At 65.0% G+C, this 25,891-nt stretch carries 22 protein-coding genes; 18 read left to right on the forward strand and 4 right to left on the reverse strand.

Features of this window, described 5'->3' with window-relative positions; genetic code table 11:
• Positions 1-2: 2 nt before the first annotated feature.
• Positions 3-1,595 carry a glycosyl hydrolase family 79 N-terminal domain-containing protein gene (locus AC1RUR_RS01375; RefSeq protein ID WP_492840586.1) on the reverse strand — a complete coding sequence of 531 codons (1,593 nt, stop codon included), beginning with the start codon at positions 1,593-1,595 and terminating at the stop codon, positions 3-5.
• Between the two features lie 143 nt (positions 1,596-1,738).
• Between AC1RUR_RS01375 and AC1RUR_RS01380 the strand changes: the two genes are divergently transcribed.
• The 8 genes from AC1RUR_RS01380 to AC1RUR_RS01415 all read left to right on the forward strand — a co-directional run bounded on the left by AC1RUR_RS01380 (position 1,739) and on the right by AC1RUR_RS01415 (position 11,272).
• Complete coding sequence (locus AC1RUR_RS01380; protein ID WP_492840588.1) at positions 1,739-3,100, forward strand: ABC transporter substrate-binding protein; 1,362 nt, start codon at positions 1,739-1,741, stop codon at positions 3,098-3,100.
• A gap of 80 nt (positions 3,101-3,180) precedes the next feature.
• Complete coding sequence (locus AC1RUR_RS01385; RefSeq protein WP_492840590.1) at positions 3,181-4,059, forward strand: ABC transporter permease; 879 nt, start codon at positions 3,181-3,183, stop codon at positions 4,057-4,059.
• The gene (locus tag AC1RUR_RS01390) at positions 4,056-4,958 is read left to right on the forward strand and encodes an ABC transporter permease (protein ID WP_492840592.1); all 903 of its coding nucleotides are present in this window, start codon (positions 4,056-4,058) and stop codon (positions 4,956-4,958) included. The genes AC1RUR_RS01385 and AC1RUR_RS01390 overlap by 4 nt, the downstream gene beginning before the upstream one ends.
• Before the next feature lie 7 nt (positions 4,959-4,965).
• A complete protein-coding gene (locus tag AC1RUR_RS01395) occupies positions 4,966-6,072 on the forward strand; it encodes an ABC transporter ATP-binding protein (protein ID WP_492840593.1) in 1,107 nt (368 codons plus the stop codon).
• 21 nt (positions 6,073-6,093) lie between these two features.
• Positions 6,094-6,585 carry a (2Fe-2S)-binding protein gene (locus tag AC1RUR_RS01400; protein WP_492840595.1) on the forward strand — a complete coding sequence of 164 codons (492 nt, stop codon included), beginning with the start codon at positions 6,094-6,096 and terminating at the stop codon, positions 6,583-6,585.
• A gap of 2 nt (positions 6,586-6,587) precedes the next feature.
• A complete protein-coding gene (locus AC1RUR_RS01405) occupies positions 6,588-8,975 on the forward strand; it encodes a xanthine dehydrogenase family protein molybdopterin-binding subunit (RefSeq protein WP_492840597.1) in 2,388 nt (795 codons plus the stop codon).
• A gap of 11 nt (positions 8,976-8,986) precedes the next feature.
• Positions 8,987-9,784: an FAD binding domain-containing protein gene (locus AC1RUR_RS01410; RefSeq protein ID WP_492840599.1), complete on the forward strand. Its 798-nt coding sequence runs from the start codon at positions 8,987-8,989 to the stop codon at positions 9,782-9,784.
• A gap of 15 nt (positions 9,785-9,799) precedes the next feature.
• Positions 9,800-11,272: an amidase gene (locus tag AC1RUR_RS01415; RefSeq protein WP_492840601.1), complete on the forward strand. Its 1,473-nt coding sequence runs from the start codon at positions 9,800-9,802 to the stop codon at positions 11,270-11,272.
• A 1-nt stretch (position 11,273) separates the two neighbouring features.
• Here AC1RUR_RS01415 and AC1RUR_RS01420 read toward each other — a convergent pair whose 3' ends face one another.
• Complete coding sequence (locus tag AC1RUR_RS01420; protein ID WP_492829629.1) at positions 11,274-12,173, reverse strand: LysR substrate-binding domain-containing protein; 900 nt, start codon at positions 12,171-12,173, stop codon at positions 11,274-11,276.
• A gap of 66 nt (positions 12,174-12,239) precedes the next feature.
• Entirely contained in the window at positions 12,240-13,208 is a 969-nt protein-coding gene (locus tag AC1RUR_RS01425; protein ID WP_492840603.1) for a LysR family transcriptional regulator, read from the reverse strand.
• 137 nt (positions 13,209-13,345) lie between these two features.
• Here AC1RUR_RS01425 and AC1RUR_RS01430 point away from each other — a divergent pair, with 137 nt between their 5' ends.
• The 10 genes from AC1RUR_RS01430 (at position 13,346) to AC1RUR_RS01475 (ending at position 25,134) form a co-directional block, all read left to right on the forward strand.
• Complete coding sequence (locus AC1RUR_RS01430) at positions 13,346-14,659, forward strand: cation:dicarboxylate symporter family transporter (RefSeq protein WP_492829633.1); 1,314 nt, start codon at positions 13,346-13,348, stop codon at positions 14,657-14,659.
• 18 nt (positions 14,660-14,677) lie between these two features.
• Positions 14,678-15,712: a PdxA family dehydrogenase gene (locus AC1RUR_RS01435; protein WP_492840605.1), complete on the forward strand. Its 1,035-nt coding sequence runs from the start codon at positions 14,678-14,680 to the stop codon at positions 15,710-15,712.
• On the forward strand, positions 15,702-17,156 hold the full coding sequence (locus tag AC1RUR_RS01440) for an MmgE/PrpD family protein (protein WP_492840606.1): 1,455 nt from the start codon (positions 15,702-15,704) through the stop codon (positions 17,154-17,156). The genes AC1RUR_RS01435 and AC1RUR_RS01440 overlap by 11 nt, the downstream gene beginning before the upstream one ends.
• Before the next feature lie 17 nt (positions 17,157-17,173).
• Positions 17,174-18,610: an MmgE/PrpD family protein gene (locus AC1RUR_RS01445; RefSeq protein WP_492840608.1), complete on the forward strand. Its 1,437-nt coding sequence runs from the start codon at positions 17,174-17,176 to the stop codon at positions 18,608-18,610.
• 43 nt (positions 18,611-18,653) lie between these two features.
• Positions 18,654-19,625: a Bug family tripartite tricarboxylate transporter substrate binding protein gene (locus tag AC1RUR_RS01450; RefSeq protein WP_492840610.1), complete on the forward strand. Its 972-nt coding sequence runs from the start codon at positions 18,654-18,656 to the stop codon at positions 19,623-19,625.
• 9 nt (positions 19,626-19,634) lie between these two features.
• Positions 19,635-20,423, forward strand: coding sequence for an SDR family NAD(P)-dependent oxidoreductase (locus tag AC1RUR_RS01455; RefSeq protein ID WP_492840612.1), 789 nt, complete (start codon positions 19,635-19,637; stop codon positions 20,421-20,423).
• Positions 20,423-21,241 carry an alpha/beta fold hydrolase gene (locus AC1RUR_RS01460; protein ID WP_492840613.1) on the forward strand — a complete coding sequence of 273 codons (819 nt, stop codon included), beginning with the start codon at positions 20,423-20,425 and terminating at the stop codon, positions 21,239-21,241. The genes AC1RUR_RS01455 and AC1RUR_RS01460 overlap by 1 nt, the downstream gene beginning before the upstream one ends.
• 63 nt (positions 21,242-21,304) lie before the next feature.
• A complete protein-coding gene (locus tag AC1RUR_RS01465; RefSeq protein ID WP_492840615.1) occupies positions 21,305-23,464 on the forward strand; it encodes a carboxypeptidase-like regulatory domain-containing protein in 2,160 nt (719 codons plus the stop codon).
• A 59-nt stretch (positions 23,465-23,523) separates the two neighbouring features.
• The gene (locus AC1RUR_RS01470; RefSeq protein ID WP_492840616.1) at positions 23,524-24,315 is read left to right on the forward strand and encodes a fumarylacetoacetate hydrolase family protein; all 792 of its coding nucleotides are present in this window, start codon (positions 23,524-23,526) and stop codon (positions 24,313-24,315) included.
• Positions 24,316-24,351: 36 nt separating this feature from the next.
• Positions 24,352-25,134 carry a transporter substrate-binding domain-containing protein gene (locus AC1RUR_RS01475; RefSeq protein ID WP_492840617.1) on the forward strand — a complete coding sequence of 261 codons (783 nt, stop codon included), beginning with the start codon at positions 24,352-24,354 and terminating at the stop codon, positions 25,132-25,134.
• A 7-nt stretch (positions 25,135-25,141) separates the two neighbouring features.
• On the opposite strand, the gene AC1RUR_RS01480 is transcribed toward AC1RUR_RS01475, so the two are convergent.
• Positions 25,142-25,882 (reverse strand): IclR family transcriptional regulator, encoded by a 741-nt coding sequence (locus AC1RUR_RS01480; protein ID WP_492840619.1) that lies wholly within the window; start codon positions 25,880-25,882, stop codon positions 25,142-25,144.
• Between the last annotated feature and the right edge of the window lie 9 nt (positions 25,883-25,891).

A 25,891-nucleotide genomic window follows, 5' to 3' on the forward strand; every position in this document is an offset into this window, starting at 1 on the left:
GGTCATCGGCACGCCGGGTTCGCAGCGCCGGGGACGACGAGGAAGGTGATGGTCCCAGGCGCGAGGCGAACCGCACCGGCTGCCGTCGCTCGCCCGGCGAGGTGCGGCAGCTCATCACTGCCGGTCAGCGCGAGCGGCGTGCCGTTCAGTCGCACCGTCGCATCTTGCTGCCGTCTTGCCTGCAAGGTGTAGCGCTCGGCGGGACGCCGCAACGCGATCGTGTGCGATGCGCCGTGCGAGATGTTGATCGCGAGCATGGTCACGGCGCCGGGCTTCGCGGGGTGACAGTGCGCGTAGACGTGAAGGTCGGACGCCGCCGCCGTGCTTGCGTCGAGTACCGTCGTCCCCATCAGCCGATGCCAGAGCAGCGCGCCCCAATAGTTCGGTCGGGGACGGAACGTCTTCGTGTCGAGCAGCCCGTAGTCGCTCGCCGCCAGCGTGTTGTGCATCACCACCTGGACCCCGGCGCGTGCCAGGCGTCCGAGCTGGTCGAGATAGCGGAAGCTGTCGAGAAACGTCTTGTCCCAGCGGTTGCCGCCGCAAGCGGCATCGGCGGTTTCCGTCAGCCAGATCGGCTTGCCCGGCGCGAATTCATCGCGCAGACCGCGGTAGATCGACAGCGTCGCATCGGTGCGGGCGAGCCATTCTTCGGACAGCGCGCGTGCCGGCGCGTCGCGGCCGCTGCAGCGTGGCGAGATCGTGTTGTAGTGATGGTACGAGAAGCGATCGACGTCGGTTCCGGAATTGGCGAGCAAATCGCGGGTGCGAATATCTGACGCAGAAGGGGACGTGGAATCGCCGACCGAGCCCGGGCCGACGATCAGTGTTTCCGGCGCCGCGCGCCGTATCCAGTCGCGAAAGATGTCGACATCGCGGACATAGGCTTTCGCGTCATATCCCCGCGGCGCTCCGCTCGTCGTCGCGAGCGTCGGCTCGTTCATGAATTCGGCGGCAGCGATGTGGCCGCTCAGCGAGCGCGTGTACTCGATCAGCCGTTGCGCCTGATCCGGCCTCCAAAGGCCATCCGCATTGCGGCTGCCCGGGCTGATGGCAAAGGAGGTGACGATCTCCGCATCGACTGTGCGCGCGAAGTCGACGACGCCGCGCCACTGCGCGCGGCTTAGCACCGCGTCGAATCCAGGTGGCGACGCAGCCGGCGCACCCTCGGTGTCCGCGAAGAACGTCGCATTGGCCCAGGTGCCGCTCACGCGCAGATACGCCGGCGACAACGCCCCCGCGAGCTTGCGCAGACGCGTGTTGCCAAGATCGATCGGAGGCCTGTAGCTGTAGCGGTCCTTGCCGGCCGGCGCGCGCATCGTCGGCGGATAAGGCTTCCAGAAACGCCCGCCGGTCACTTCCACCATCTCGATGTTGTAGGACTGAAAGCGGGGATCGATGGTACCGATCGCTTGCAGCTCCGCAGGTGCGATCGACACGGCGCCGGCGTTCGCCGTGCACGATGTTCCGGCAGCGAGCAGCGCAAGCCTTGTCACACGTGCTGCGTGAAAAAGACCGCCGCGTCGAATTCGCCGTCTTGTATGCACGTCCTGACGCCTTCTTATGCGTGCTGCCAAAAGCAAATGCAGCCGCTCCAACCATTAGCCCCCCTTATATCGCAAATTTTTACTTCCAATTTTACTTCGCAAAATCCCGCCCCTAGCCTCACGCGCAACTGATCACATCGCAGCCGGTCAATGGCGATCGGTGCGGGCGTTTATCGTAACCAACGAGGGTTGCCATGCTTGACAGGGATAAGCGGACATCCACTTCCGTTTCAACGGGAACGGAAACCGAAGCGGACGTCGGATCGACGAAAAAGCTGAGCCGGCGCACGCTGTTGAAGGGGGCGGCCGCTGTTGCGGGTGCTGCCGCCGGGTCGGATGCGATCCGCGGCTTCCCGACCATCTGGGCGCAGGAGATCAAGGACATCGAGCTGCGCCATGTCGGCGTCTCCTATTCGGTGGTGAAGGCGATCGGCGACCAGGCCGCCAAGGATCTCGGCTTCAAGGTGACGATGCAGAACCTCGACACCTCCGCCGCCATCAACCGCTTCATAAGCCAGCCTAATACGGTCGATATCGCCGATCTGGAGGGTTGGCAGGCCAAGCTCGCCGCCAAGCGCGCCGTGATCCAGGGCATCGAAGTCAAGAAGATCAAGGAGTTCGACAACATCCTGCCGATCTTCACCAAGGGCGAGATCGACGGCCACAAGATCCCGCGCCAGGGCATCTCGCCCTACGAGGCCATGTACATCTCCAAGCCCGACTCGACCGACCTGCACGACGGCGTCACCGAATGGGCGACCTTCCTGCCGCAGGTCTACAACGCGGACTCCATCGGCTACCGCCCCGATCTCGTCGGGCATGAAGTGACCGAGTGGAAGGACCTGATCGATCCGAAATTCAAGGGCAAGGCTGCGATCCTCGACGTGCCCGCGATCGGCATCATGGACGCCGCACTCTGCTTCGAAAGCGCGGGCCTGATCAAGTACGGCAACAAGGGCAACATGACCAAGGAGGAGATCGACTTCACCTGCAACAAGCTGATCGAGCTGAAGAAGCAGGGCCAGTTCCGCGCGACCTGGACCACCTTCGACCAGTCGGTGCAGCTGATGGCGGCGGGCGAGGTGGTGATCCAGTCGATGTGGTCGCCGGCGGTCGCCGCAGTCCGCGTCAAGGAAATTCCCTGCGTCTACGCGCCTGTCAACGTCAAGAACGGCAAGGAAGGCTATCGCGGCTGGTGCAACGGCATGGGCCTGATGAAGCATCTCTCCGGCAAGAAGCTCGACGCGGCCTACGAATATCTCAACTGGTATCTGTCGGGCTGGCAGGGCGGCTTCGTCGGACGCTACGGCTATTACAGCCCGGTGCCGTCGACCGCGAAGAAATTCCTGACCGCGGCCGAATGGGACTTCTGGTACGACGGCAAGCCGGCGCCTGCAGTGATCAACGATCCCTACGGCGTGCCGATGGAGAAGGCCGGCACCAAGCGCGACGGCGGCTCGTTCCTCGATCGCGTCAAGAACATCTCGTGCTGGAACACGCTGATGGACGAGGCCGCCTACATGAACAAGCGCTGGAACGACTTCAAGGTGGCCTGAAACCTGCTTTCCCTGACGTAACGAAGCGCCGGCGCGGTGACGCGCCGGCTACCGAGATCGACTTCAAGGCGTTTGCCGACATGCAACCCAGTCAAACTCCACCACGCGCAAATCTGGCCGGCTGGCTCTATGTCTCGCCGCTGGTTCTGGTGCTGGTGCCGTTCTTCGTGGCGCCGATCCTGGTCGTGCTGGCGGCGAGCTTCTTCGCGACCGACGGTTTTGGCGGACTGACGCCGGGCTTCACGCTCGCAAGCTATGTCGAGGTGCTGCATTCGGCACTGACGTTGAAACTGTATCTGGCGACCATCAAGTTCACGGTGCTGACCTGGATCTTCACGCTCATCATCGGTTTCTTCGTCGCGTATTTCCTGGTGTTCCACGTCCGTAACCAGTTGCTGGCGATCGGCCTGTTCCTGCTCTGCACGGTGCCGTTCTGGACCTCGAACATCATCCGGATGATCTCGTGGATTCCGCTGCTCGGCAAGGAAGGCCTGATCAACCAGGCGCTGCTGGCGCTCGGCGTGATCCGCCAGCCGCTGGAAGTGCTGCTGTTCTCCGACCTTGCGGTGGTCATCGCCTATGTCCACCAGCTCACGATCTTCATGATCGTGCCGATCTTCAATTCGATGGCGCGGATCGACAAGAAGCTGATCGAGGCCGCAATCGACGCCGGCGCCAGCCGCTTCGACATCATGCGCCTGATCGTGGTGCCGATGTCCAAGAGCGGCATCGCGCTCGGCACCATCTTCGTGGTCTCGATCGTGATGGGCGATTTCTTCGTGGTCAAGGTGATGTCCGGCGGCGGCTCGGCCTCGGTCGTGAGCGCGTTCTACGAGGACGTCGGCGTGCTGCAATATCCGACCGCGGCTGCGAGCGCCGTGCTGCTGACGCTGGTGCTGGTCGCGATCGTTTCGCTGATCCTGCGCACCGTCGACATCCGGCAGGAGATCACGCGATGAGCGCCGTGGCTGCCCGGATGCCCAAGACTGAATCGTCCAAAACGGCGCCGGCGGCGACCAAGGCGATCGCGCCGAGCAGCGGGCAACGTCCCTGGACGTTCTACGTGCTGGCGGCGCTGTTCACTTCCTACGTGATCGCGCTCTACGGCCCGATGTTCTGCATCTACATCCTGTCGTTCCAGGATATCCGCGGCGGCCTCGTCTTCCCGATGAAGGGCCAGTCGCTGCACTGGTTCGTCGACCTCTTCACGCAGGTGCGGACCGGCGACGTCCAAGGCTCGTTCGACCGCTCGATCAAGCTCGCGATCATCGTCACCGTCGTCACGGTGGTAGTCTCCTTCCTCGCCGGCCTCGGCTTTCGCAAGCGATTTCGCGGCGACACGGTCGTCTTCTACATGATGATCGGCAGCCTGGTCGCGCCGGGCCTCGTGCTCGGCCTCGGCACGGGGCTCCTGTTTCAGGCGCTCGGGCTGAATGCGAGCTGGTACACCTCGGCGCTCGGTGCGCAGCTGTCCTGGACGTTGCCGTTCGGCGTGCTCGTGATGTTCGCGGTGATGTCGCGCTTCAACCACGTCTGGGAGGAGGCGGCCTACGACTTAGGGGCCAGCCGCTGGCAGTCGATCCGGCTGGTGATGATCCCGGTGCTGGCGCCTGGCCTCGTCGCGGTCGCGCTGTTCGGCTTCACGCTGTCCTACGACGAGTTCGCGCGCAGCCTCCAGACCGCCGGTTCACTGAATACGCTGCCGCTGGAAATCTGGAGCATGACGCTGAACGTTACCTCGCCCTCGCTTTACGCGCTCGGCACGGTGACGACCATCGTCTCGTTCATCGTCATCGGCGCAAGCCTCGGCAGCATCGTGCTGATCCAGAAGAAGCGCGGCAGCCGGGTAAAGGGTTGAGCTTGGAATGAAGAAAGATCGCGGCGATATCGAACTGGCGGGTGTCTGCAAGAGCTTTGACGGCGCGACCTACGTGGTCGACGGCGTCAACCTCAAGATTGCCGACGGCGCCTATTGCTGCTTCATCGGTCCCTCCGGTTGCGGCAAGACCACGATCTTGCGGATGATCGCCGGGCATGAAGACCCGACCGCGGGCGAGATCGTGATAGGTGGACAGAATGTCGTCGGTCTCGCGCCGGTGCAGCGGCGTACCGCGATGATGTTCCAATCCTACGCGCTTTTCCCGCACCTCACGGTACGCGAGAACATCGCCTTTGCGCTGCGTGTGCGCGGCATGTCCAAGGGCGATCGCCTGCGGGCAGCCGATGCCATGATCGAGAAGGTGCGCCTGACGAGTTTCGCCGACCGCCTGCCGGCCCAGCTTTCCGGTGGCCAGCAGCAGCGCGTGGCGCTGGCGCGGGCGGCGATCACCGAGCCGCGCGTGCTGCTGCTCGACGAGCCGCTGTCCGCGCTGGACGAGCAGCTTCGCGTGCAGATGCGTCAGGAGCTCAGGCGGATGCAGCGGGAGCTCGGCATCACCTTCATTCACGTCACCCACACCCAGCTCGAGGCGATCGCGCTTGCCGACCTCGTGGTGGTGATGGAGCAGGGCAAGATCAAGCAGGCGGGCGCAGCGCGCGACGTCTACGCCCATCCGCACGACCGCTACGTCGCCGAGTTCATGGGCGGGCAGAACGTGCTGTCGGGGCGGGTCGAAAAGGTTAACGGCGCGAGCTTCACGCTGGCGCAGACCGCGCCTGATGGCATCGAGGTGCCGCTCCAGGCCCGTCCGACCGTCAGCGTCGGGGACAAGGTCGATATCGCCGTGCGCCGCGACGATGTCGCGCTGGTCCGGCCGGGCAGGGAGTTGCCGCCCGGCTGCACCACGTCGCTGCCGAGCCGGGTGCTCGCGATCGAATACCAGGGCTATTTCGTCAAGGTCATGCTCGACACCGTGCCGGACGACGAGTTCGTGGCTTACGTGCCGGAAAAGACCTTCTTCGCAGATCCCTTCACCGTCGGCGATGTCGTGATGGCCACATGGGTCACCGGCAGCGCACTGCCACTCGCCTAAAGACCCGTCGCGCACAGGAGTATGACCGTGCAGATATCCTTTACACTCAACAGCCGGCCCACCACTGTCGAAGTCGAGCCGGCGACGCTCGTCGCCGAGCTGCTGCGCGAGCAGCTCCATCTCACGGGCACCCATATCGGCTGCGACACCAGCCAATGCGGCGCCTGCGTGGTGCATCTCAACGGCTTGCCCGTGAAAAGCTGCACGCTGCTGGCACCCGCGCTCGACGGCGCGACCTTGCTCACCATCGAAGGCCTGCAGGGCGCGCCCGGCTCGAACCAGATGCATCCGATGCAGGAGGCGTTCCGCGAGCATCACGGCCTGCAATGCGGCTTCTGTACGCCGGGCATGCTGATGACCGCGGTCGCACTGGCCACCGAGAAGCCGGACCTGACGGAAGCCGACGTTCGCCACGGTCTCGAAGGCAATATCTGCCGCTGCACCGGCTACCAGAACATCGTCGTCTCGGTGATGGCTGGTGCTGCCGCCATGAACGCCGCCAAGGGAGAGTGACCATGGGCAACGTGATCGGGATCGGCGCCTCACCGAAGCGCAAAGAGGACCAGCGCTTTCTCACCGGACGCGGCAATTACGTCTCCGACATCAAGCGCCCCGGCATGACGGCGGGCGTATTCGTGCGCTCGCCGCACGGCCATGCCGCGTTGCGCGGCATCGACAAGGGGGCGGCGCTGGCCTCGCCCGGCGTCATCGCGGTGCTGACCGGCGAGGATGTTGCGGCCGACAAGCTCGGCTCGCTGCCTTGCGGTTGGGGCATCACCGACGCCAAGGGCGTGCCGATGAAGGAGCCGCCATTCCCGATGCTGGCGCAGGGCAAGGTGCGCTTCGTCGGCGACATGGTGGCCTTCGTCATTGCCGAGACGCCGGAGCAAGCCAATGCTGCGGCCGAGCTCTTGACCATCGATTACGAGGTGCTGCCCTCGGTGGTCGGCGTGCTCGAGGCTGTCAGGCCCGGCGCACCGCAATTGTTCGACGACGTGCCGAACAACATCTGCTGCGACTGGGAGCTCGGCGACAAGGCTGCGGTCGAGACCGCATTCCGCAGAGCCGCGCATGTCGCAAAGCTGAGCCTCGTCAACAACCGCCTGATCGGCAACCCCATGGAGCCGCGCGCGGCGATCGCGGAATACGAGCCCGGCACGGACCGTTTCACGCTGTGGACCACCAGCCAGTTCCCGCATGTCGTGCGCTTTCTGATGGGCGCGCTGGTGCTCAACATTCCCCAGCACAAGCTGCGCGTGGTGGCACCCGACGTCGGCGGCGGCTTTGGCGTCAAGCAGTTCCACTACGGCGAGGAGGCCGTGATCACCTGGGCCGCCAAGCGCGTCAAGCGGCCGATCAAATGGGTGGCGAGCCGCTCGGAGGGCTACGTCTCCGACCGTCACGGCCGCGATCACGTCACCGAGGCCGAACTGGCGCTCGACGAGACCGGAAAATTCCTCGCCTTCCGCGTCAACACGCTCGCCAATATGGGCGGCTATCTCTCGACCTTCGGGCCGAACATCCCGACCAATCTTTATGGGCCGCTGCTCGGCGGCGTCTACACCACGCCCGCGATCTACTGCAACGTGAAGGTCGTCTTCACCAACACCGTGCCGGTCGACGCCTATCGTGGCGCGGGCCGCCCCGAAGCGACCTTCGTGCTGGAACGCATCGTCGACGTCGCCGCCAGCGAGATGGGCATCGACCGTGTCGAAATCCGCCGCCGCAACATGATTCCCAAGGAAGCCTATCCGTATCAGACGCCCGTCCTCGTGCAGTACGATTCCGGCGATCCGATGGGCTGCCTGGACGGTGCGCTGCTCGCCGCCGACGTCAAGAACTTTGGTATCCGCAAGTCGGAATCGGCGCGCAAGGGCAAGTTCCGCGGGCTCGGCTACTCCACCTATGTCGAGGCCTGCGGCCTCGCACCGTCGCGCTTCGCGGGGCGGCTGGGCGCGCGCGGCGGTCTTTACGAGAGCGCCACGGTGCGCGTGCATCCGACCGGCCAGGTGACGGTCATGATCGGCACGCACAATCACGGCCAGGGTCATGAGACGACCTTCGCGCAGATCGTCTCGGACAAGCTCGGCGTCGCCTTCGAGAATGTCGACATCGTGTTCGGCGATACCGACCGCGTGCAGTTCGGCATGGGCACCTACGGCTCGCGTTCCCTCGTCGTCGGCGGCGCGGCGCTGTCGAAAGCGACGGACAAGGTGGTCGCAAAGGGCAAGAAGATCGCCGCGCATCTGCTCGAGGCTGCCGAAGTGGATATCCAGTTCGAAGCCGGAAAATTCTCGGTCGCGGGCACGGATCGCACCAAGACGTTCGAGGAGATCGCGGGCGCGGCTTACGTGCCGCATAATTATCCGCTCGAAGTGCTGGAGCCGGGGCTGGAGGAGCAGGCCTATTACGATCCCGTCAATTTCACCTATCCCGGCGGCTGCCACATCGCCGAGGTCGAGGTCGATCCGGAAACCGGCACGGTGACTCTCGTGAACTACACCGCGGTCGACGATGTCGGCACAGTCATCAATCCGATGATCGTCGAAGGCCAGCTGCACGGCGGCATCGTGCAGGGCGTCGGCCAGGCGCTGTTCGAGAACGCGGTCTACGACGAAGGCTCGGGTCAGCTTCTGTCGGGTTCGTTGATGGACTACTGCATGCCGCGGGCCGATCATCTGCCGATGATGAAGGTCGCGACCCACTCCACGCTCTGCACGCACACGCCGATGGGCGTGAAGGGCTGCGGCGAAGTCGGTACCATCGGCTCGCCGGCTGCGGTCATCAATGCGGTGGTCGATGCGCTGTCGCATCTCGGCGTCACCCATGTCGACATGCCGGCGACACCGAACCGGATCTGGCGCCTGCTCCAGAACGCGTCGCTGCCGGTCGCTGCGGAATAGGGAGGACAACCATGAAATCGTTTGCCTATCATCAGCCCGACCAGATTCCCGAGGCGGCAAAACTGTTGACCGCGATCGAGGATAGCAAGCTCGTTGCCGGCGGTATGACGCTGATCCCGACGCTGAAGCAGCGGCTGGCCAGTCCTGCTGCGCTGGTCGATCTTTCGAAGCTTGGAGACCTCAAGGGCATCACCGATGATGGCGCCACCATCACCATCGGCGCGATGATGCCGCATGCGGTGGTGGCTGCATCGAAACTGGTGCAGACGAAAATCCCCGGTCTTGCTGCATTGGCTTCCATGATCGGTGATCCCGCCGTGCGCAGCCGCGGCACGATCGGCGGTTCGGTCGCGAACAACGATCCGGCGGCCGATTATCCGGCCGGCGTGCTCGGTCTCGGTGCCACCATTCTCACCAGCACGCGCGAGATCGCCGCGGACAAGTTCTTCCTCGGTCTGTTCGAGACCGCGCTCGAACCCGCCGAGATCATCACGGCGATCCGCTTCCCGGTGCCGATCAAGGCCGGCTACGCAAAGTTCAAGGCGCCGGCGTCGCGTTATGCGCTGGTCGGCGTGTTCGTCGCGAAATTCGCCGATGGTGTCCGCGTCGCCGTCACCGGCGCGGGTCCCGGCGTTTTCCGCGTGCCGCCGATGGAAGCGGCATTGTCGGAGAATTTCGATCCGTCCGCGGTCGCGGCGATCAGGATCGATACCGACGGTCTCACCTCCGACATCCATGCCGAAGCCGATTACCGGGCGCATCTCGTCACGGTCATGGCCAAGCGCGCCGTCGACGCGGCGCTCAGCTAGCTTTCAGGGTTCATGATGACTGATGGTTCCGGCCGAACGGCCTTCCCGCCGGCGCCGACTGGCCTCGGCGCGCTTTCTGCAACCGAGATCATGGCCGGTTACCGCCGCAAGGCGTTCACCCCGCGCGATGTCATCGACGACGCCATCGCTGCGCTCGAGGCGACGCATGAGGCCTGCAACGCGGTGGTAACGCCGATGTACGAGCAGGCGAGGGCGGACGCCGACCGTGTCACCAAGGAGATGCGTACGGGCGAGGCCAAGGGGCCGCTCGCCGGCGTGCCCGTCACGATCAAGGATCTCGTCTTCGTCGCAGGCGTGCCGGCCTATGCCGGCTCGCCGATGAACGAGAGCTTTGTGCCCGAGGCGGATGCCGCCGTGGTGTCGGCGCTGAAGGCATCAGGGGCGATCATCACCTGCAAGACCACGACCTGCGAGTCCGGCTACAAGCTCACGGCCGACAGTCCGGTCACCGGCATCACGCGCAATCCCTGGAATCCCGGCCGCACCAGCGGCGGATCGAGCGGCGGCGCGGCCGCCGGTGTGGCCGCCGGCTGCGGCCCGATCGCGATCGGCACCGACGGCGTCGGCTCGATCCGCGTGCCCTCGTCGTTCTGCGGCGTGTTTGGGCTGAAGCCAACCTTTGGCCTCGTGCCGCGCTCGCCCGGCTTCTCGCCGCCGTCCTGGGCCTCGCTTGCGCACACCGGACCGATCACGCGGACGGTCGCGGATGCCGCGCTGACACTGGAGATCATCGCGGGCTACGATCTGCGCGATGCCGCAAGCCTTCCCGTGTCCGCGCGTCGCTTCAATACGGACGCAGGGCGCCTGGACGGTATTCGTATCGGCGCCAGCGCCGATCTCGGCTATGCCGCCGTCAGCCCTGACGTGTGCGCGGCCTTTGGCAAGGCACTCGCCATTCTCGATTCCTGCGGCGCGCAGGTCACCATGGACGGCCCGGGCCTCGATCCCGGCATTCTGGAGCACACGCTGAAGCCGATCGCGTTCACCGAGCAGGCGGCGGCGGTCGCGACCAAGACCACGGCCGATCTGGCCAGCTCCGAAGCCGACTATCGCGATGTCGTCAGTGCCGGCCGTCGCTACAGCGGCACGGACTATATCGAGGCGAGCTATCGCCGCGGTCAGGCGCGCAGTGCCTTCGTCAAACTGTTCGAGCGCGTGGATGTGCTGGTGACGCCAACCGTCGCGGTGACTGCATTCGCGGCCGGCAGGATTGGCGTCGACACGATCGACGGCAGCGAGGTCGATCCGCATCTCGGCTGGTCCCCCTTCACCTGGCCGATCAATCTCGCCGGCCTTCCGGCCGCGACGCTGCCCTGTGGCTTCGATCGCGACGGAATGCCGATCGGCCTCCAGATCGTCGCGCCCTGGCTCGATGAACCCACGATCTTCCGCATCGCCGCGGCGTTCGAAGCGGCGCAGCCCTGGGCAAAATTCTGGCCGCAATTGGCGCTGCGCCAGAAAGCGTAAGCTACGACAGCTCGATCGGCGCGCCGCGGCCGCTGAGCTCTTCGTCGAGGCGCAGATAGTGCGCGAGGTAGTCGTGCAGCGCCGTGGCCGCCTTCGAGGTGGCGCCGCTCGATTTGTAGAGCAGCAGCTCGATCTTCGGCAGCGGTGGCAAGCCCTCGTTCGGGCCGATCTCGCGCATCGCCGGCACCAGCGCGCTGCGGCCGAGCACGGTCACGGCCATGCCGGCGAAGGCCGCGGCCTGCAGGCCGCCGACGCTTTCGCTGACGCAGGCGATGCGCCAGCGCAAATTCGCGCGCTCCAGCGTGTCGATGGCGTAGTCGCGATAGATGTTGCCGGGCGGCAATAGCGCCAGCGGGATCGGGCGTTCCTGGTGCGCAGCGGACTGCTCGCCGGTCATCCAGACCAGTTGCTCACGCCGCACCACCTGGCCGCCGGTGAAATCGTTCATGCGGGTGACGAGCGCGATATCGACGTCGCCGCGCTTGACCAGGCCGACGAGCGGCGTCGAGAGCGCGCAGTTGAGCTCGACCTGCACGCGCGGAAAGGATTTTCGGAACACGCTGAGGATCGAGGGCAGCATGAACGCGGCATAGAGATCGGGCGTGCCGAGCACGACCTGGCCCTCGATTTCCTGGGAGTCCAGTTGCGAAATCAGCTCGTCATGCAACCGCAGGATGGATTTGGCGTAGGTGAGAACCGTGGTCCCGTCGTCGGTCAGCGTCAACCGTCGGCCGGCATGCTCGAACAATTGCTTGCCGGTGAGCTCCTCCAGCCGCTGCAATTGCAGGGTGATCGCCGGCTGGGTGCGGCCCAGCCGGCGTGCGGTCTCGGTGATGCTGCCGGTCTCGACCACCGAGATCAGCGACCGGAGCATGCGGATGTCGAGACTGATGAGGTTCATGCGGCGTCCATGTCGCCCAGAATTTATGCAAGTTCCATGCTAGGGGTCGCAGTCCCCGGTCGCTTCCTACCTCGATCGAGGCGCTGGCGCGGCCGATTTCCCGGCCGGCCGGCCCTTGCGCACCGAATTCCAGAAATTCTCAGCCGCCCGCGTCATGCGGGCCCGCGCGCGAAACAGCGAGACGCTGATCGGGATGTCCCATTCGGCGCCGCCGGCACGCAGCAGGCGGCCGCTGTCGAGGTCGGCGCGAACGAGGCTCATCGGCGCCCAAGTCACGCCGCGGCCTTCGCGCGCCATGTCGATCAGCAGCATGACCGGTGCAGCGAAGCCGGGGACGAGCCAGGCTGCCGGATCCTTCGTCGCCAGGAACGATGTGACCAATCGGCCCACGCCCGAACCCGGGTGGTAGGCGAGATAGGGCAGCGGCGCTCCGGATGCGCCGGGCAGGGCGTAGCGGGGCTGTGCCTTCTTGCCGCTACGTCCAGCCCGGCCTGGCTTTGCAGCCGGCGCACTGATCGGGATTAAAACGTCGGTGGCGAGATCGATGCGCTGGAAGCGGTCCATGTCGAGGCGGCTCACCAGCGACGGATGATAGTGCGCGAGCATGAAATGAGCCTGTGCGTCCAGCAGCAGCTTCTCGCAGCCGGCGAAATTCGAGGCGACAAGCTGGACGGCTGTGCCGGCCCGCGCGCCGTCAGAGTTGCGGATCCATTCCGGAAAGAAGGTCTGCGACAGTGAATGCGTAGCGGCGAAGGTGATGGTCTCGGCTTTCAGCCGCGCCACTTCGAGCGCTTCCTCCCGTCCGACCAGGACCCGGCGCAGCACGTCCTCGGCGACGGGACGAAAGCTTTCGCCGGCTGCGGTGAGGGTGATCGTATGGGTCGAACGTTCGAACAGCGGCGTTCCCAGCCACTCCTCGAGCGATTTGATGCGGCGGCTCAGCGCTGGCTGGGTCACGTGCCGTCGCTCGGCGGCGCGGGAGAACCCGCCCTCGTCGGCGATGGCAAGGAAGTCCTCCAGCCAGACCAGGTCCATAATAACGTTTTGTCCTCAAATCATACCGATACGGCATTAGCGCCTGACACACCGCTGGTCCAATGTAAACGGCATCGTAAGACAAGAACAAAGCGCCACCTTCGCATGGCGCACCGATGCCGTTGGAGGAACGTAAATTGCAGATCGCCGCAACGCCGCTGTCTGAGCCCATCTCGAGGCCGGTTTCCGAAGGTCGCCGCAAGCCGCTCTGGCGTGAGCAATATGTCCTGGTGGTTGCCGGTGCTGCGCTCGGCGCGTTGTTCGGTTTCCTGCTCCCGACCGTCGCGGTTGAATTCAAGCCGCTCGGCGATGCCTTCATCTCGCTGATCAAGATGACGATCGCGCCGCTGATCTTCCTGGTCGTGGTCACCGGCATCGCGCAGGTCGGCGACATGAAGGCGGTGGGCCGCATCGGCCTCAAGGCCTTCGTCTATTTCGAGGCGGTGACGACCTTGTGCCTGCTGTTCAGCTTCGTCGTGGTGCGCTGGGTTCAGCCCGGTGCGGGCGTGGCGCATGCAACCGCTCAGCAGGCCGAGACGGTCGCGCGTTATCAGCAAGCTCATGTCGGCTCGCTGTCGGCCTACATCCAGCACATGATCCCCGAAAGCTTCGTCGGTGCGTTCGCAGCTGGCGACGTGCTCCAGGTGCTCGTGCTCGCGCTGCTGTGCGGCATCGGCCTGTTGCTGCTCGGCGAGAAAGCCGGACCGCTGCGGACGGGCCTGGAGCGGGTGACCGAGCTTGTCTTCAGCGTCGTGCATGTCGTCGTGGCGCTTGCCCCGATCGGCGCCTTCGGCGCCATGGCCTTCACGGTCGCGAAGTTCGGCGCCGCCACGCTCTATGCGCTGGCGCTGCTGGTCGGCACGGCTTGGGCGATGATGGCGTTCTTCATCTTCGTTGTCCTCGGCACGATCTGCCGCCTGGCCGGCATTCGCCTGATGGATCTGTTGCGCCTCCTGCGCACCGAACTGCTGGTCGTGCTCGGCACCTCCTCGTCGGAGACGGCGATCCCCGGCATGATGGAGAAGCTGCCGAAGGCGGGCGTCGGGCGCGCCGTCGCAGGCCTCGTCATTCCCTCCGGCTATTCCTTCAATCTCGACGGCGTCGCGCTGACGCTGCCGCTCTCGACGATGTTCGTCGCCCAGGTCTACGGCATCGAGCTTAGCGCGGCGCAGCAGCTCAGCCTGTTCGTGGTGATGCTGTTCACCAGCAAGGGGGCGGCCGGCGTCACCGGCGGTGCGTTCGCCGCGCTCGCCGCGACCGTGATTGCTGCAGGGTTGCCGGCGGAAGGCCTGGCGCTGCTGCTCGGCATTGACCGCTTCATGTCGCTGGCGCGTGCCATCACCAACACCATCGGCAATGCGGTTGCCGCCATCGTGGTCGCGAAATGGGATGGGGAATTCAACCGCGAGGACTGGGTTCAGTCCGCCGCTCAAATCCAAGCAGCGAAGTAAGGATCCAAGGTTTCCAGTATGGCTACCAACACCAATGAACTGCCCGTCATCGTGCTGACTCCTGGCGATTGCACCGGGATCGGCCCCGAACAGGTCGCGCGCATCCTATCGGACGACCGCCTCGCCGATGTCGCCCGCCTCGTCGTGGTCGGCGATGCCCGCGTGCTCGAGATGGGCATGGCGCATGCCGGCGTGAAGCTGAAGGTCGAGCGGATCGCCTCCCCCAAGGCGGCCAATTGGGGCCGAGGCGCGGTGCAGCTGGTCGATCTCGGCAACACCGATCCCGCCAAATTCCCGCTCGGCAAGGCCAGCGCCGAATCCGGCCGGCTGACCGGCGAGACGCTGTCGCGCGCGATCGATTTCTCCAAGGACGGCGAGGTTGACGCCATCACGTTTGCGCCGCTCAACAAGCGCGCGATGTTCGACGGCGGCTGGAAGTTCCCCGACGAGCACAAGATGTTCGCAAGCCTGCTCGGCCACAAGACCTATTTCTCCGAGATGAACGTGCTCGACGGGCAGTGGATGTCGCGCGTCACCGGGCATCAGTCGCTGCGCGACGCGCTCGACGGCATCAACCCCGAGAGCATCACCGACTCGATCGAGCTGGTTGACCGCATGATGCGGAAAGCAGGCGTTGCCAAACCGCGCATCGCGGTGGCGGCCCTCAATCCGCATGCCGGCGAGGGCGGCTTGTTCGGCCGTGACGAGATCGAGATGATCCGCCCGACCGTGGAAGCCGCCGCGAAGACCGGGATCGCCTGCACCGGGCCTTATCCCGCCGACACCGTCTATGTGCGGGCCTTTGCGGGTGAGTTCGACAGCGTGGTCGCAATGTATCACGACCAGGGCCAGATCGCGACCAAGCTGCGCGGCTTCAATCGTGGCGTCACCGTCACCGCCGGGCTTGAGACCGTCTTCACCACGCCGTCGCATGGCACCGCGTTCGACATCGTGGGCACGGGCGTCGCCAAGACCGGCGCACTCGAAAGCGCGGTCCGCCTTGCGGCGCAACTGGTATCGATCAAGGTCAAGGAGGCCGTCTATGCACACTGATCGCAGGACCCTGCTCCAGGCGGCGGCCGCGCTTCCGCTCGCCACCGTCGGCACCAGCACAGCGTTTGCGCAAGCTCCGGCCGCAGCCCCCGCGGCCGCGCCGCCCAAGGAGGTTACGCGCGCGCTGGCGCACTATCTCGTCACCGCGAGCTATGACGATTTGCCGGCCAATGTCCGGAAAGAGGGCGTCCGCACGCTGCTGAACTGGGTCGGCGTCGCCATCGGCGGATCGCATACCGAGACGGTCGATATCGCAGTCTCAGCGCTCGGCCCGTTCTCGGGTCCGCAGCAGGCCTCGTTGTTCGGGCGGCGCGAGCGGTTCGATATCATGAACGCCGCCTTCATCAACGGCGTGTCGAGCCACATCTTCGACTATGACGACACCCATCTGAAGACCATCATCCATCCCGCGGGCCCGGTGGCCTCGGCCATCCTCGCGCTGTCGGAAATGCAGCCGGTCTCCGGCAAGGACTTCCTGAACGCGCTGGTGCTCGGCGTCGAGACCGAGTGCCGGATCGGTAACTCCGTCTATCCGAACCACTACGATGTCGGTTGGCACATCACCGGCACCGCCGGCGTGTTCGGCTCGGTTGCCGCCGTCGGCAAGCTGTTGAAGCTGAACGAGCAGCAGATGACATGGGCGCTTGGGCTGGCCGCATCGCAGCCGGTGGGCCTGCGCGAATCCTTCGGCTCGATGAACAAGAGCTTTAATCCGGGCCGCGCCGCCTCCAGCGGCATCTTCGCGGCGATCCTGGCCTCGAAGAACTTTACCTCGTCCGACGCGATGATCGAGGCCAAGCGCGGCTGGGCCAATACGATCAGCACCAAGCAGGACTACAACGAGATCCTGGGTGACCTCGGCAAGCGGTATGAGGCGGCGCTGAACACCTACAAGCCGTTTGCCTGCGGCATCGTCATACATCCGGCGATCGATGCGGCGATCCAGCTCCGCAACGAGAACAAGCTGACCGCGGACCAGATCGAGCGGGTCGATCTCAAGATCCATCCGCTGGTGCTGGAGCTGACCGGCAAGAAGACCCCTAAGCTAGGGCTCGAAGGCAAGTTCAGCATTTACCATTCGGTTGCGGTCGCGATCGTCGAAGGCGCCGGCGGCGAAAAGCAGTTCAGTGATCGTGCAGTTAACGATCCGACCATCGTTGCGCTGCGCGGCAAGGTCAATCCGGTCATCACGCCGGGCATCAAGCCGGAGCAGGTCGATCTCACCATCGTGCTCAAGGACGGCCGCAAGCTCAACCGCTACATCGAGCATGCGATCGGTAGCGTTGAGGTGCCGATGACCGACAAGCAGCTCGAGACCAAGTTCTCCGACCTCGCGGACGGCATCATTCCCACAGCGATGATCCGCCGTGTCATGGACGCATGCTGGAACGTCGAAGGTCTGGTCAGCGCGGCGGAAATCGCCAAGATGTCGGTCTCGTCCTGATTCTGGAGTCAATTGGAATGCCCTCACGCCGTCGTTTCCTCCAATCCGCGGGCTCGATCGCCGCTCTGGCTGCCACCGGGGGCCGCACGGCCCACGCTGCCGGCCCTGGCGTCACCGAACGGCTTGCCCGCTACATGGTCGCCGCCCGCGACCAGGAGCTGCCGGAAAAGGTGCTGCTCGAATGCAAGCACCGCATCCTCGACACGCTTGGTGCGATGGTATCGGGCGCGCGCATGAGGCCGGGCGAGATGGCGCTGAAATATGTCCGTACGCTCGGCGGCGACGCGCAGGCGTCCGTCGTCGGCTCCAACTTCCGCACCACGGCGGTGAACGCGGCGCTGGCCAATGCGATGTGCGCGCATGCCGACGAGACCGACGATTTCGAGCCGGTCACCAAGGCGCATCCCGGATGCTCCGTGGTCCCCGCAGCGTTGGCGTTCGGCGAGCGGGAGCACCGCAGCGGACAGGACGTCATTCGGGCCGTCGCGCTCGGCTATGACCTGACCTGCCGCCTGTTGATGGCGCTGGGCCCGGATCTCGTCCGCGGCACGCATCGCAGTGCCGAGGGAACGTCCTCGACCTTCGGCGCGCTTGGCGCCGCGGCGTCATTGGCACGGCTCGACGAGAAGGGGATGCGTTATGCGATCTCCTATTCGTCGCAGCAGGTTTCCGGCCTCTGGAGCTGGGTGAAGGACCACGACCATATCGAGAAGGCGTTCGACTTCGCGGGCATGGGCGCCCGCAACGGCGTGATGGCGGTCGACATGGTCAAGAACGGCCTGACCGGCGTCGACGACGTGCTCGACGGCACGCATAATCTCTTCATCGCGCTCTCGACCGACCCGAAGCCGGAAGAGATGGTGAAGGATCTCGGCAGCCGCTTCTACGTCACCGAGACCGCGATCAAGACCTTTTCGGTCGGCTATCCCATCCAGTCGCCGCTGGATGCGACGCTGACGCTGCGCAAGCAGCACAGCCTCACGCCAGATAACGTCCGTAGCATCCTGGTCAAGCTGCCGACCGATGCGATGGGGATTGTGGGCGAGAGCGCGATGCCTGACGTCAATTGCCAGCACCTCGTGGCGGTCGCGCTGGTCAAGGGCGCCGTCTCCTTCAACGACAGCCACGATGTCGCGCTGATGCACGATCCAAAAATCCTGGAACAGCGCGCCAAGGTGACGCTGGCCGGCGACAAGGCGCTGATGGACCCGGCTGCGCCGCGCGGCGCCGTCGTCGAGGTGACATTGATCGATGGCAAGAAGGTGGAGCACTTCACCAAATATCCGCCGGGCACCAAGGAGAATCCGCTGAATTCGGACGCAGTGGCGGCGAAGACCCGCGACCTGATCGCGCCGGTGCTGGGCGCCGAGAAGTCGGAAAAGCTGATCGAGCAGATCCGCAATCTCGAGAGGATCGACGATATCGGCAAGCTGACGCCGTTGATGACCACCTGAATTTCAGGCGATCAACAATAAATAAAAAGGGAGGAAACGCCTGATGTACCGCTACTGCCGCCGCTGGGTCCTTGCCGCCTGCGGCGCGATCCTGCTGTCCGGTCCAGCGTTCGCGCAGGACTACCCGTCCCGCCCCGTCAAGATCATCGTGCCGTTCCCGGCCGGCGGCTCCAACGACATCATCGCGCGCATCGTCGCCCAGAAGCTGACCGAACGGAACGGCCAGACTTTCCTCGTGGAAAACCGCGGCGGTGCCGGCGGCAATATCGGCGCCGAGACAGTCGCCAGCGCAGAGGCCGACGGCTATACGCTGCTTTTGACTGCACCGCCTCCGCTCACGATCAATGGCTCCCTCTACAAGAAGCTGCCGTTCGATCCCGCCAAGGCCTTTGCCCCGGTGGCGCTGATCGCCTCGGTCCCGATCGTGCTGGTCGTCAATCCGTCGGTGCAGGCGAAGAACGTCGGCGAGCTGATCGCGCTGGCCAAGGCCAAGCCCGGCACGCTGAATTTCGGCTCGTCCGGCATGGGTTCGACCAATCATCTCGCCGGCGAACTGCTCAAGAGCATGGCCGGCATCGACATCGTCCACGTGCCCTATCGTGGCGCGGCGCCGGCGATGAACGATCTGCTCGCCGGGCAAATCCCGTTCATGTTCGACAACATGCCCGCAGTGCTGCCACAGGTGCAGGGCAAGGCCATCAATGCGATCGCAGTTGCCGGCGCCAAGCGCGCCGATGCGCTGCCCGACGTGCCGACGGTGGCCGAGACCATTCCGGGCTTCGAAGCCTCATCCTGGTTCGGACTGGTGGCGCCGGCGAAGACGCCTGCTCCCGCGCTTGCCAAGCTGAGCGGCGAACTCGAGACCATTTTGAAGATGCCGGACGTGAAGAAGCGCCTCGCCGAGCTTGGGGCTGAGCCGGGTACGGTTTTCGGCGACGCATTCGGGCAGTTCATGACGGGCGAAACCGCAAAGTGGGGCAAGCTCGTCAAGGCCTCGGGCGCCACCGTGGATTAAGGGAGCGTCATGGATCTCAATCTGGGCGGCAAGGTTGCCGTCGTCACCGGCGGCAGTATCGGCATCGGCCGCGCCATCGCCGCCGAGCTTGCGCGCGAGCAGGCGCATGTCGTCATCGTCGCGAGGGACGCAGAACGTCTTGCCGCGGCTGCCACGGAGATGTCACGGGATACCGGCCGGCGCGTGATCGCCTGCGCCGGCGACATGACCAGACCCGACGACATCGCCCGTGCGATGGCGACCGCGCGCGACGCCTTCGGCCGCATCGACATCCTCGTCAACAATGCCGGTGCTTCGCCGATGGGCCGGATCGCGGAGACGCCGGACGCGATTTGGGCCAAGTCGATCGAGCTGAAGCTGCTCGGCTACATGCGCTGCGCCCGCGACGTCCTGCCGGAGATGCGCGACCGGCGCTGGGGCCGCGTCATCAACATCATCGGCCGCAGCGGCCACCAGCCGCGCGCGGCCTATATGGCGGGCGGCGCCGTCAATGCGGCGCTGTTGAACTTCACGCTGGCGCTGGCAGAGGAATGCGCGCCCGACAATGTGCTGGTGACAGGCGTCAATCCCGGACCGGTGCAGACCGATCGCTGGGACAGCCTGATCTCGCAGGGCGCGGCGATTGCGGGGCAGGATCAGGGCGCGACCAATGCCGCGGCGATTGCCTCGGTGCCGCTCGGCCGCGTCGGGCAGCCGCACGAGGTGTCTGGCCTCGTCGCGTTCCTCTGTTCAGACCGCGCATCCTTCATTACTGGTACCTGCATCAATGTCGATGGCGGTGGAACGAGGTGTATCTGATGGCTAGCGAACTGCGGAAGATCGGTGTCAGCGACGATTGCGGGCTTGCGGTTCGCATCGACGATTATCTGCTGCCATGGGACACCAAGCCGCCGGTCGTGATGCTGCATGGTCTCGCCGAAAGCGGCGAGGCGTTCCGGCGCTGGGTGCCGTATTTCGCCACGCATCATCTGGTGGTGCGGCCCGATCTGCGCGGCTACGGTGATTCGACGCCGATGCAGGGCGACTATGTCTATCGTTTCGCGGGCCTCGGCGACGACATCATTCGGATGCTCGATGCGCTGAAGCTCGACCGTATCTTCCTGGTCGGCGGCAAGATTGGCGGCACGCTGGCGATGCACCTCACAGCCAAGCACCCGGATCGCGTGATCGCAGTTGCCGCGGTCGGTGCGCCGGCCTCTCTCACCTCGTTCAACGAGCGGGCGCCGACCTGGCGCAAGCAGATCCGCGAGCACGGCGTTGAGCCCTGGGTGCGCGAGACAACCGCCGGCCGTCTCGGCTCCTCGCTGCCGCCGGCGGCGCTGGATTGGTGGATCGCTCTGATGTCGAAGACCAAGGCTTCGACGCTGGAGGCGTTCCTTCAGATGGTGCCGACGGTCGACGTCACCGGCGAGCTTCCGTCCATCAAGCGCCCGGCGCTGGTGATCACCACCACCGGCTCGGGGCTCGGCGACGTCGCCTCCGTGAAGGCATGGCAGGAGACGATTCCAGGCTCGAAGCTGGAAGTGCTGCCGGGCGATTCCTATCACGTTGCCGCCACGGACCCGGACGTCTGCGCGCGAAAAGTTCGGGAGTTTTTCGATCGACTGAAGACGTGAGAAACGAGTCCGATTAGGCCCATCAAGAGGCTCGGACGAAACATAAACGAACGGGGAGGAACGATGAGCTTAGGGCGAATGCTGGCTGGCTGTCTCGGCGCGATCGCGCTGTGGCACGCCGGCGCCGCGATGGCGGCGACTGTCGAGATATCCGCCAACGATATCGGCGGACAAGTGATCAGCGACAAGGGCGCGGAGGCCGGGGTCTGGGTGATTGCCGAGACGAAGGACCTGCCGACCAAATACGCCAAGGTGGTGGTGACCGACGATCAGGGTCGGTTCGTCATCCCCGATCTTCCCGCAGCCAGTTACAAGGTCTGGGTGCGCGGCTATGGCTTGCAGGACACCCCGCAGCAGGACATTCGTCCCGGCAAGGTGGTGGATTTCAGGGCCGCTACCGCCTCACCGAAAGAGGACGCACAGAACTACCCGGGCATGTACTGGTATTCGATGCTCGACATCCCCAGGCCGGAGGAATTTCCAGGCACCGGCGACAAGGGCAACAAGATGCCCGAGACCATGAAGTCGCAGGCGCAATGGGTCGATACGGTCAAGAACATGTGCCAGTCCTGCCATGCGCTCGGGACACGGGGCATTCGCGAAGTTCCGAAGGTGTTCACCGACGGCTACGACTCCCACACCGCCTGGGCAGTCCGCACCCAGGCCGGGCAAGCCCAGGAATACATGGCGACGGTGCTCGCCAGCATGGGGCCGGAGAAGGTCTATGACCTCTTCTCGAAATGGACCGACCGGATCGCGACCGGCGAATTGCCGTTCTCCAAGCCGGAACGGCCCAAGGGCATCGAACGCAACGTCGTTTTCACGATGTGGGACTGGGCGGCGCCGACGCGCTATCAGCACGACGCGATCTCGACCGACAAGCGCAACCCGCGTGTCAACGCCAACGGCTTGATCTATGGGTCGTCGGAAGAGAGCTCGGACCTCGTGCCGACGCTCGATCCCGTGAAGAACGTCGCCGGTACCATCAAGCATCCCTATCTCGATCCGAACACGCCATCGTCGACCGATGCGCCGCGTGGACCGTCGGCCTATTGGGGCGATGAGCCGATCTGGGATGGCCACACCAGTATTCACAACGTCATGATGGACGAGCAGGGCAAGGTCTGGTTCACGGCCCGCCTGCGCCCGCCCGCCAATCCTGATTACTGCAAGCAGGGCTCGGATCTTGCCTCGGCGAAGGTGGCGCCGCAGGCGACGTCCTTGCGTCAATTGTCGCGCTTCGATCCCGCGACCGGAAAATGGGATCTGATCAACACCTGCTTCACGACCCATCACCTCTATTTCGACGATGACGCCAACCAGACGCTATGGACCAGCTCCGGCGGTCCCGGGCTCGGCGGCGGTCTGGTCGGCTGGCTCAACACCAAGCAGTATCGCGAAACCCTGGACGACGTGAAATCGCAGGGCTGGACGCCGCTGATCATCGACACCAATGGCAATGGCAAGCGCGATGCCTATGTCGAGCACAAGGACCCGGTCGATCCGGCCAAGGACAAGCGCATCGCCGCATCGTTCTACGGCATCATGCCGAGCCCGGTTGATGATGCGATCTGGGGCCAGGCGATGGATCGCGGCTTCTCCCGCATCGATCAGCCCGGCTACATCGTCCGCGTGATGCCCGGGCCTGATCCCGCCAACACTGCGCTGTCCGAAGTGTATCAACCGCCGGAAGGCACGTTCGGTCCGCGCGGGCTCGACATCGGGCTGGACGGCGTGGTGTGGACGGTGCTGTCCAGCGGACACCTCGCGAGCTTCGATCGCAAGCTCTGCAAGGGGCCGCTGAACGGACCGGCGACAGCCGATGGCAAGCAATGTCCGGAAGGCTGGAAAACCTGGCGCATGCCGGGACCACAGTTCAGGGGACTGAACGCCAACGGCAGTGCCAACCACGCCTATTACGTCTGGGTCGACCGCTACAACACGTTCGGTCTCGGCGCTAATGTGCCGATCGCAAGTGCCAATGGCAGCGAGTCGCTGCTCGCGCTGGTCAATGGCGAACTGGTGAACCTGCGCAATCCGTATCCGCTCGGCTTCTTCACCAAGAATGTCGACGGCCGGATCGACGACCCCAATACCGGCTGGAAAGGCCGCGGCCTGTGGAGCACGACGGGAACGCGCGCGAGCTTCCACGGCGAGGGCGGCAAGGAGGCTTCGCCTAAAGTCTACAAGGTGCAGATGCGGCCAGATCCATTGGCGCATTGAGTGTTTCGCCCTAAGAATAGCCACACAGGAAACGAGTGCCCAAGCCAGGGAACAAGATCATGAGAAAGACCTCTCGACGTGACGTGCTTACGGCCGCAGCCGCGATGACCGCGGCGGGCCTCACCGAGGTGGCGCCGGCCTCGGCGCAGGCCGCACCAAAGCCGATCTTCCCGGTGCCGATGATCGTGATCCCGATCGTCGGCGAGAGCCAGGTGTTCCAGGTCCGCCGAATCTACTGCATCGGGCGCAACTATGCGGCGCATGCGATCGAGCGCGGCTCGGATCCGAATCGCGAGCCGCCGTTCTTCTTCCAGAAGCCGACCGACGCGATCCAGAACGTCGCGGTCGGCGAGGTCGCCGACCATCCCTATCCGTCGTTGACCAAGAACTATCATCACGAGGTCGAGCTGGTCGCCGCGTTGAAATCCGGCGGCACCAACATCCCGGCGGACAAGGCGCTCGAGCACGTCTATGGCTACGCGCTCGGCCTCGACATGACCCGGCGCGACCTCCAGAACGGCATGGCCGCGGAGAAGAAGCCCTGGGAGATCGGCAAGAGCTTTGACCACGCCGCGGTGATCGGCCCGATCCACCCGGCCAGCAAGACCGGCCATTTCGAGAAGGGCGCGATCTCGCTCGCGATCAACGGCACGGTCAAGCAAAGCTCGGATCTCAGCAAGATGATCTGGAGCGTCGCCGAGCAGATCGCGAAGCTCTCGGAAGCCTTCGAGTTGAAGGCCGGCGACATCATCTATTCCGGCACGCCCGAGAATGTCGGCCCGGTGGTCAAGGGCGATGTGCTGCTGTGCAAGCTCGATGGCTTGCCGGATATGTCGATCAAGATCGTCTGATCGATCCCAGAGTAGTTCTGTGCTCGGAGGTGCAACATGTTGCGGCATGCCGTGATCGCCACGTTGAGCCTTGCGTTTGCCATCGCCGGCGCAATGGCCGAAGGCCCGAGCGATATCGCGCCTTCGGGCACCTTGCGCGTGGCGGTCGCCGTCGGCCCCGCCGCTTCGGCGTTCTGGACGACGCGCGATCCCTCGACTGGAAAACCGCGCGGCGTCACCGTCGAACTCGCCAGGGCTGCCGCGGACAAGCTGCATGTTCCGCTTCAACTCGTCGAGTACCAGAGCTCCGACGAGATCGCGGCCGCCAGCGGCAAGGACGTCTGGGATCTCTCTTTCATGCCGGCGGACGTCAAGCGCGAGGCGTTCGTGGACCAGGGCCCGGCTTACGTCGCCTATATGAGCGGCTATCTCATCCGCGCCGGATCGGACATCCGTTCCGTCGCGGATGTCGATCGCACCGGCATGCGGGTCGGTTGCATCGAGGGGACATCGACGTCGCGCACGGTCGAGAAATCGCTGAAGCAGGCCAGGCTGACGAAATTCGTGAAGCCGGAAGAGGCGGCCGAGCTGATCGGCAGGGGCGAGCTGGATGCGCTCGCGATGGGCATGGGCGCGCTTGAGGATCTGTCGCGCAAACTGCCGGGGACGAAGATGCTGGACGAGGTGATCCAGTCGACCGGTGTGGTCGTGGTCGTCCCCAAGGGCAAGGCTGCAGCAAAGGTCTGGGCCGCGCATTTCCTCGATGAGGCCAAGGCAGACGGCACGGTTCGCCGCGCGCTGGATGGCAATGGATTTACCAGCGACAAAGTCGCGCCGTAGTTTCGCGTCAGGCGGCGGCCTTCGGGCGCAATCGATCGACCGTCCGGGCGATCAGCGTGGCCACCTCGGCCACCTTCGGCCCAATGCGGAACTCCGGCCCCGCCACAACGACGGACAGCCTGCGGTCGCCGATCGGCAGCGGGATCGCAGCGCCCGCGAGATCGCGGCTGTAGTCGCCAAAGCTCTGGCAGTAGCCGCGCGCGATCGAGTTGCGCAGCTCGGTCTCGACCGCCTCGATGCTGATCGGCGTCGAGGGGCCGTATTGCTTGAACTCGATCTTGCGATAGACGGAGTCGCGCTCCTCCTGCGAATATTGCAGCAGCAGCGCGCGGCCGCTGGCGGTGGCGTGGATCGGCACGCGATGGCCGATGGTCGCGAAATAGCGGATCGGCGCCTGGGACTCGACGACGTCGATGAACACCGCCATCACGCCGGCCGGCGCCACGATCGATGCGGTCTCGCCGGTCTCGGCGGAGAGATCGGCGATCAGCGTGTGCGTCCATGGCGGCAGCGGCTCGACCTCAGAGATCATCCGCGCCATCGCCAGCCAGCGCGGCGTCGGATAAAAGCCGGCGCGCGGCCGCGGCTCATAGAGGTAGCCCTTCTCCGAGAGCGTCGCGAGCAGGTTGAAGGTCGACGAGCGCGGCCAGCCGAAATGATCGGCGATCTCCGCAAGCGTCGCCGGCTTCCTCGCCTGGGCGAAGAATTCCATGATCTCCAGGACGTTTGCGGCTTGGCGAACGATCATGATCCGATC

It is taken from the genome of Bradyrhizobium sp. GW821-FHT12B03 (assembly GCF_058807535.1).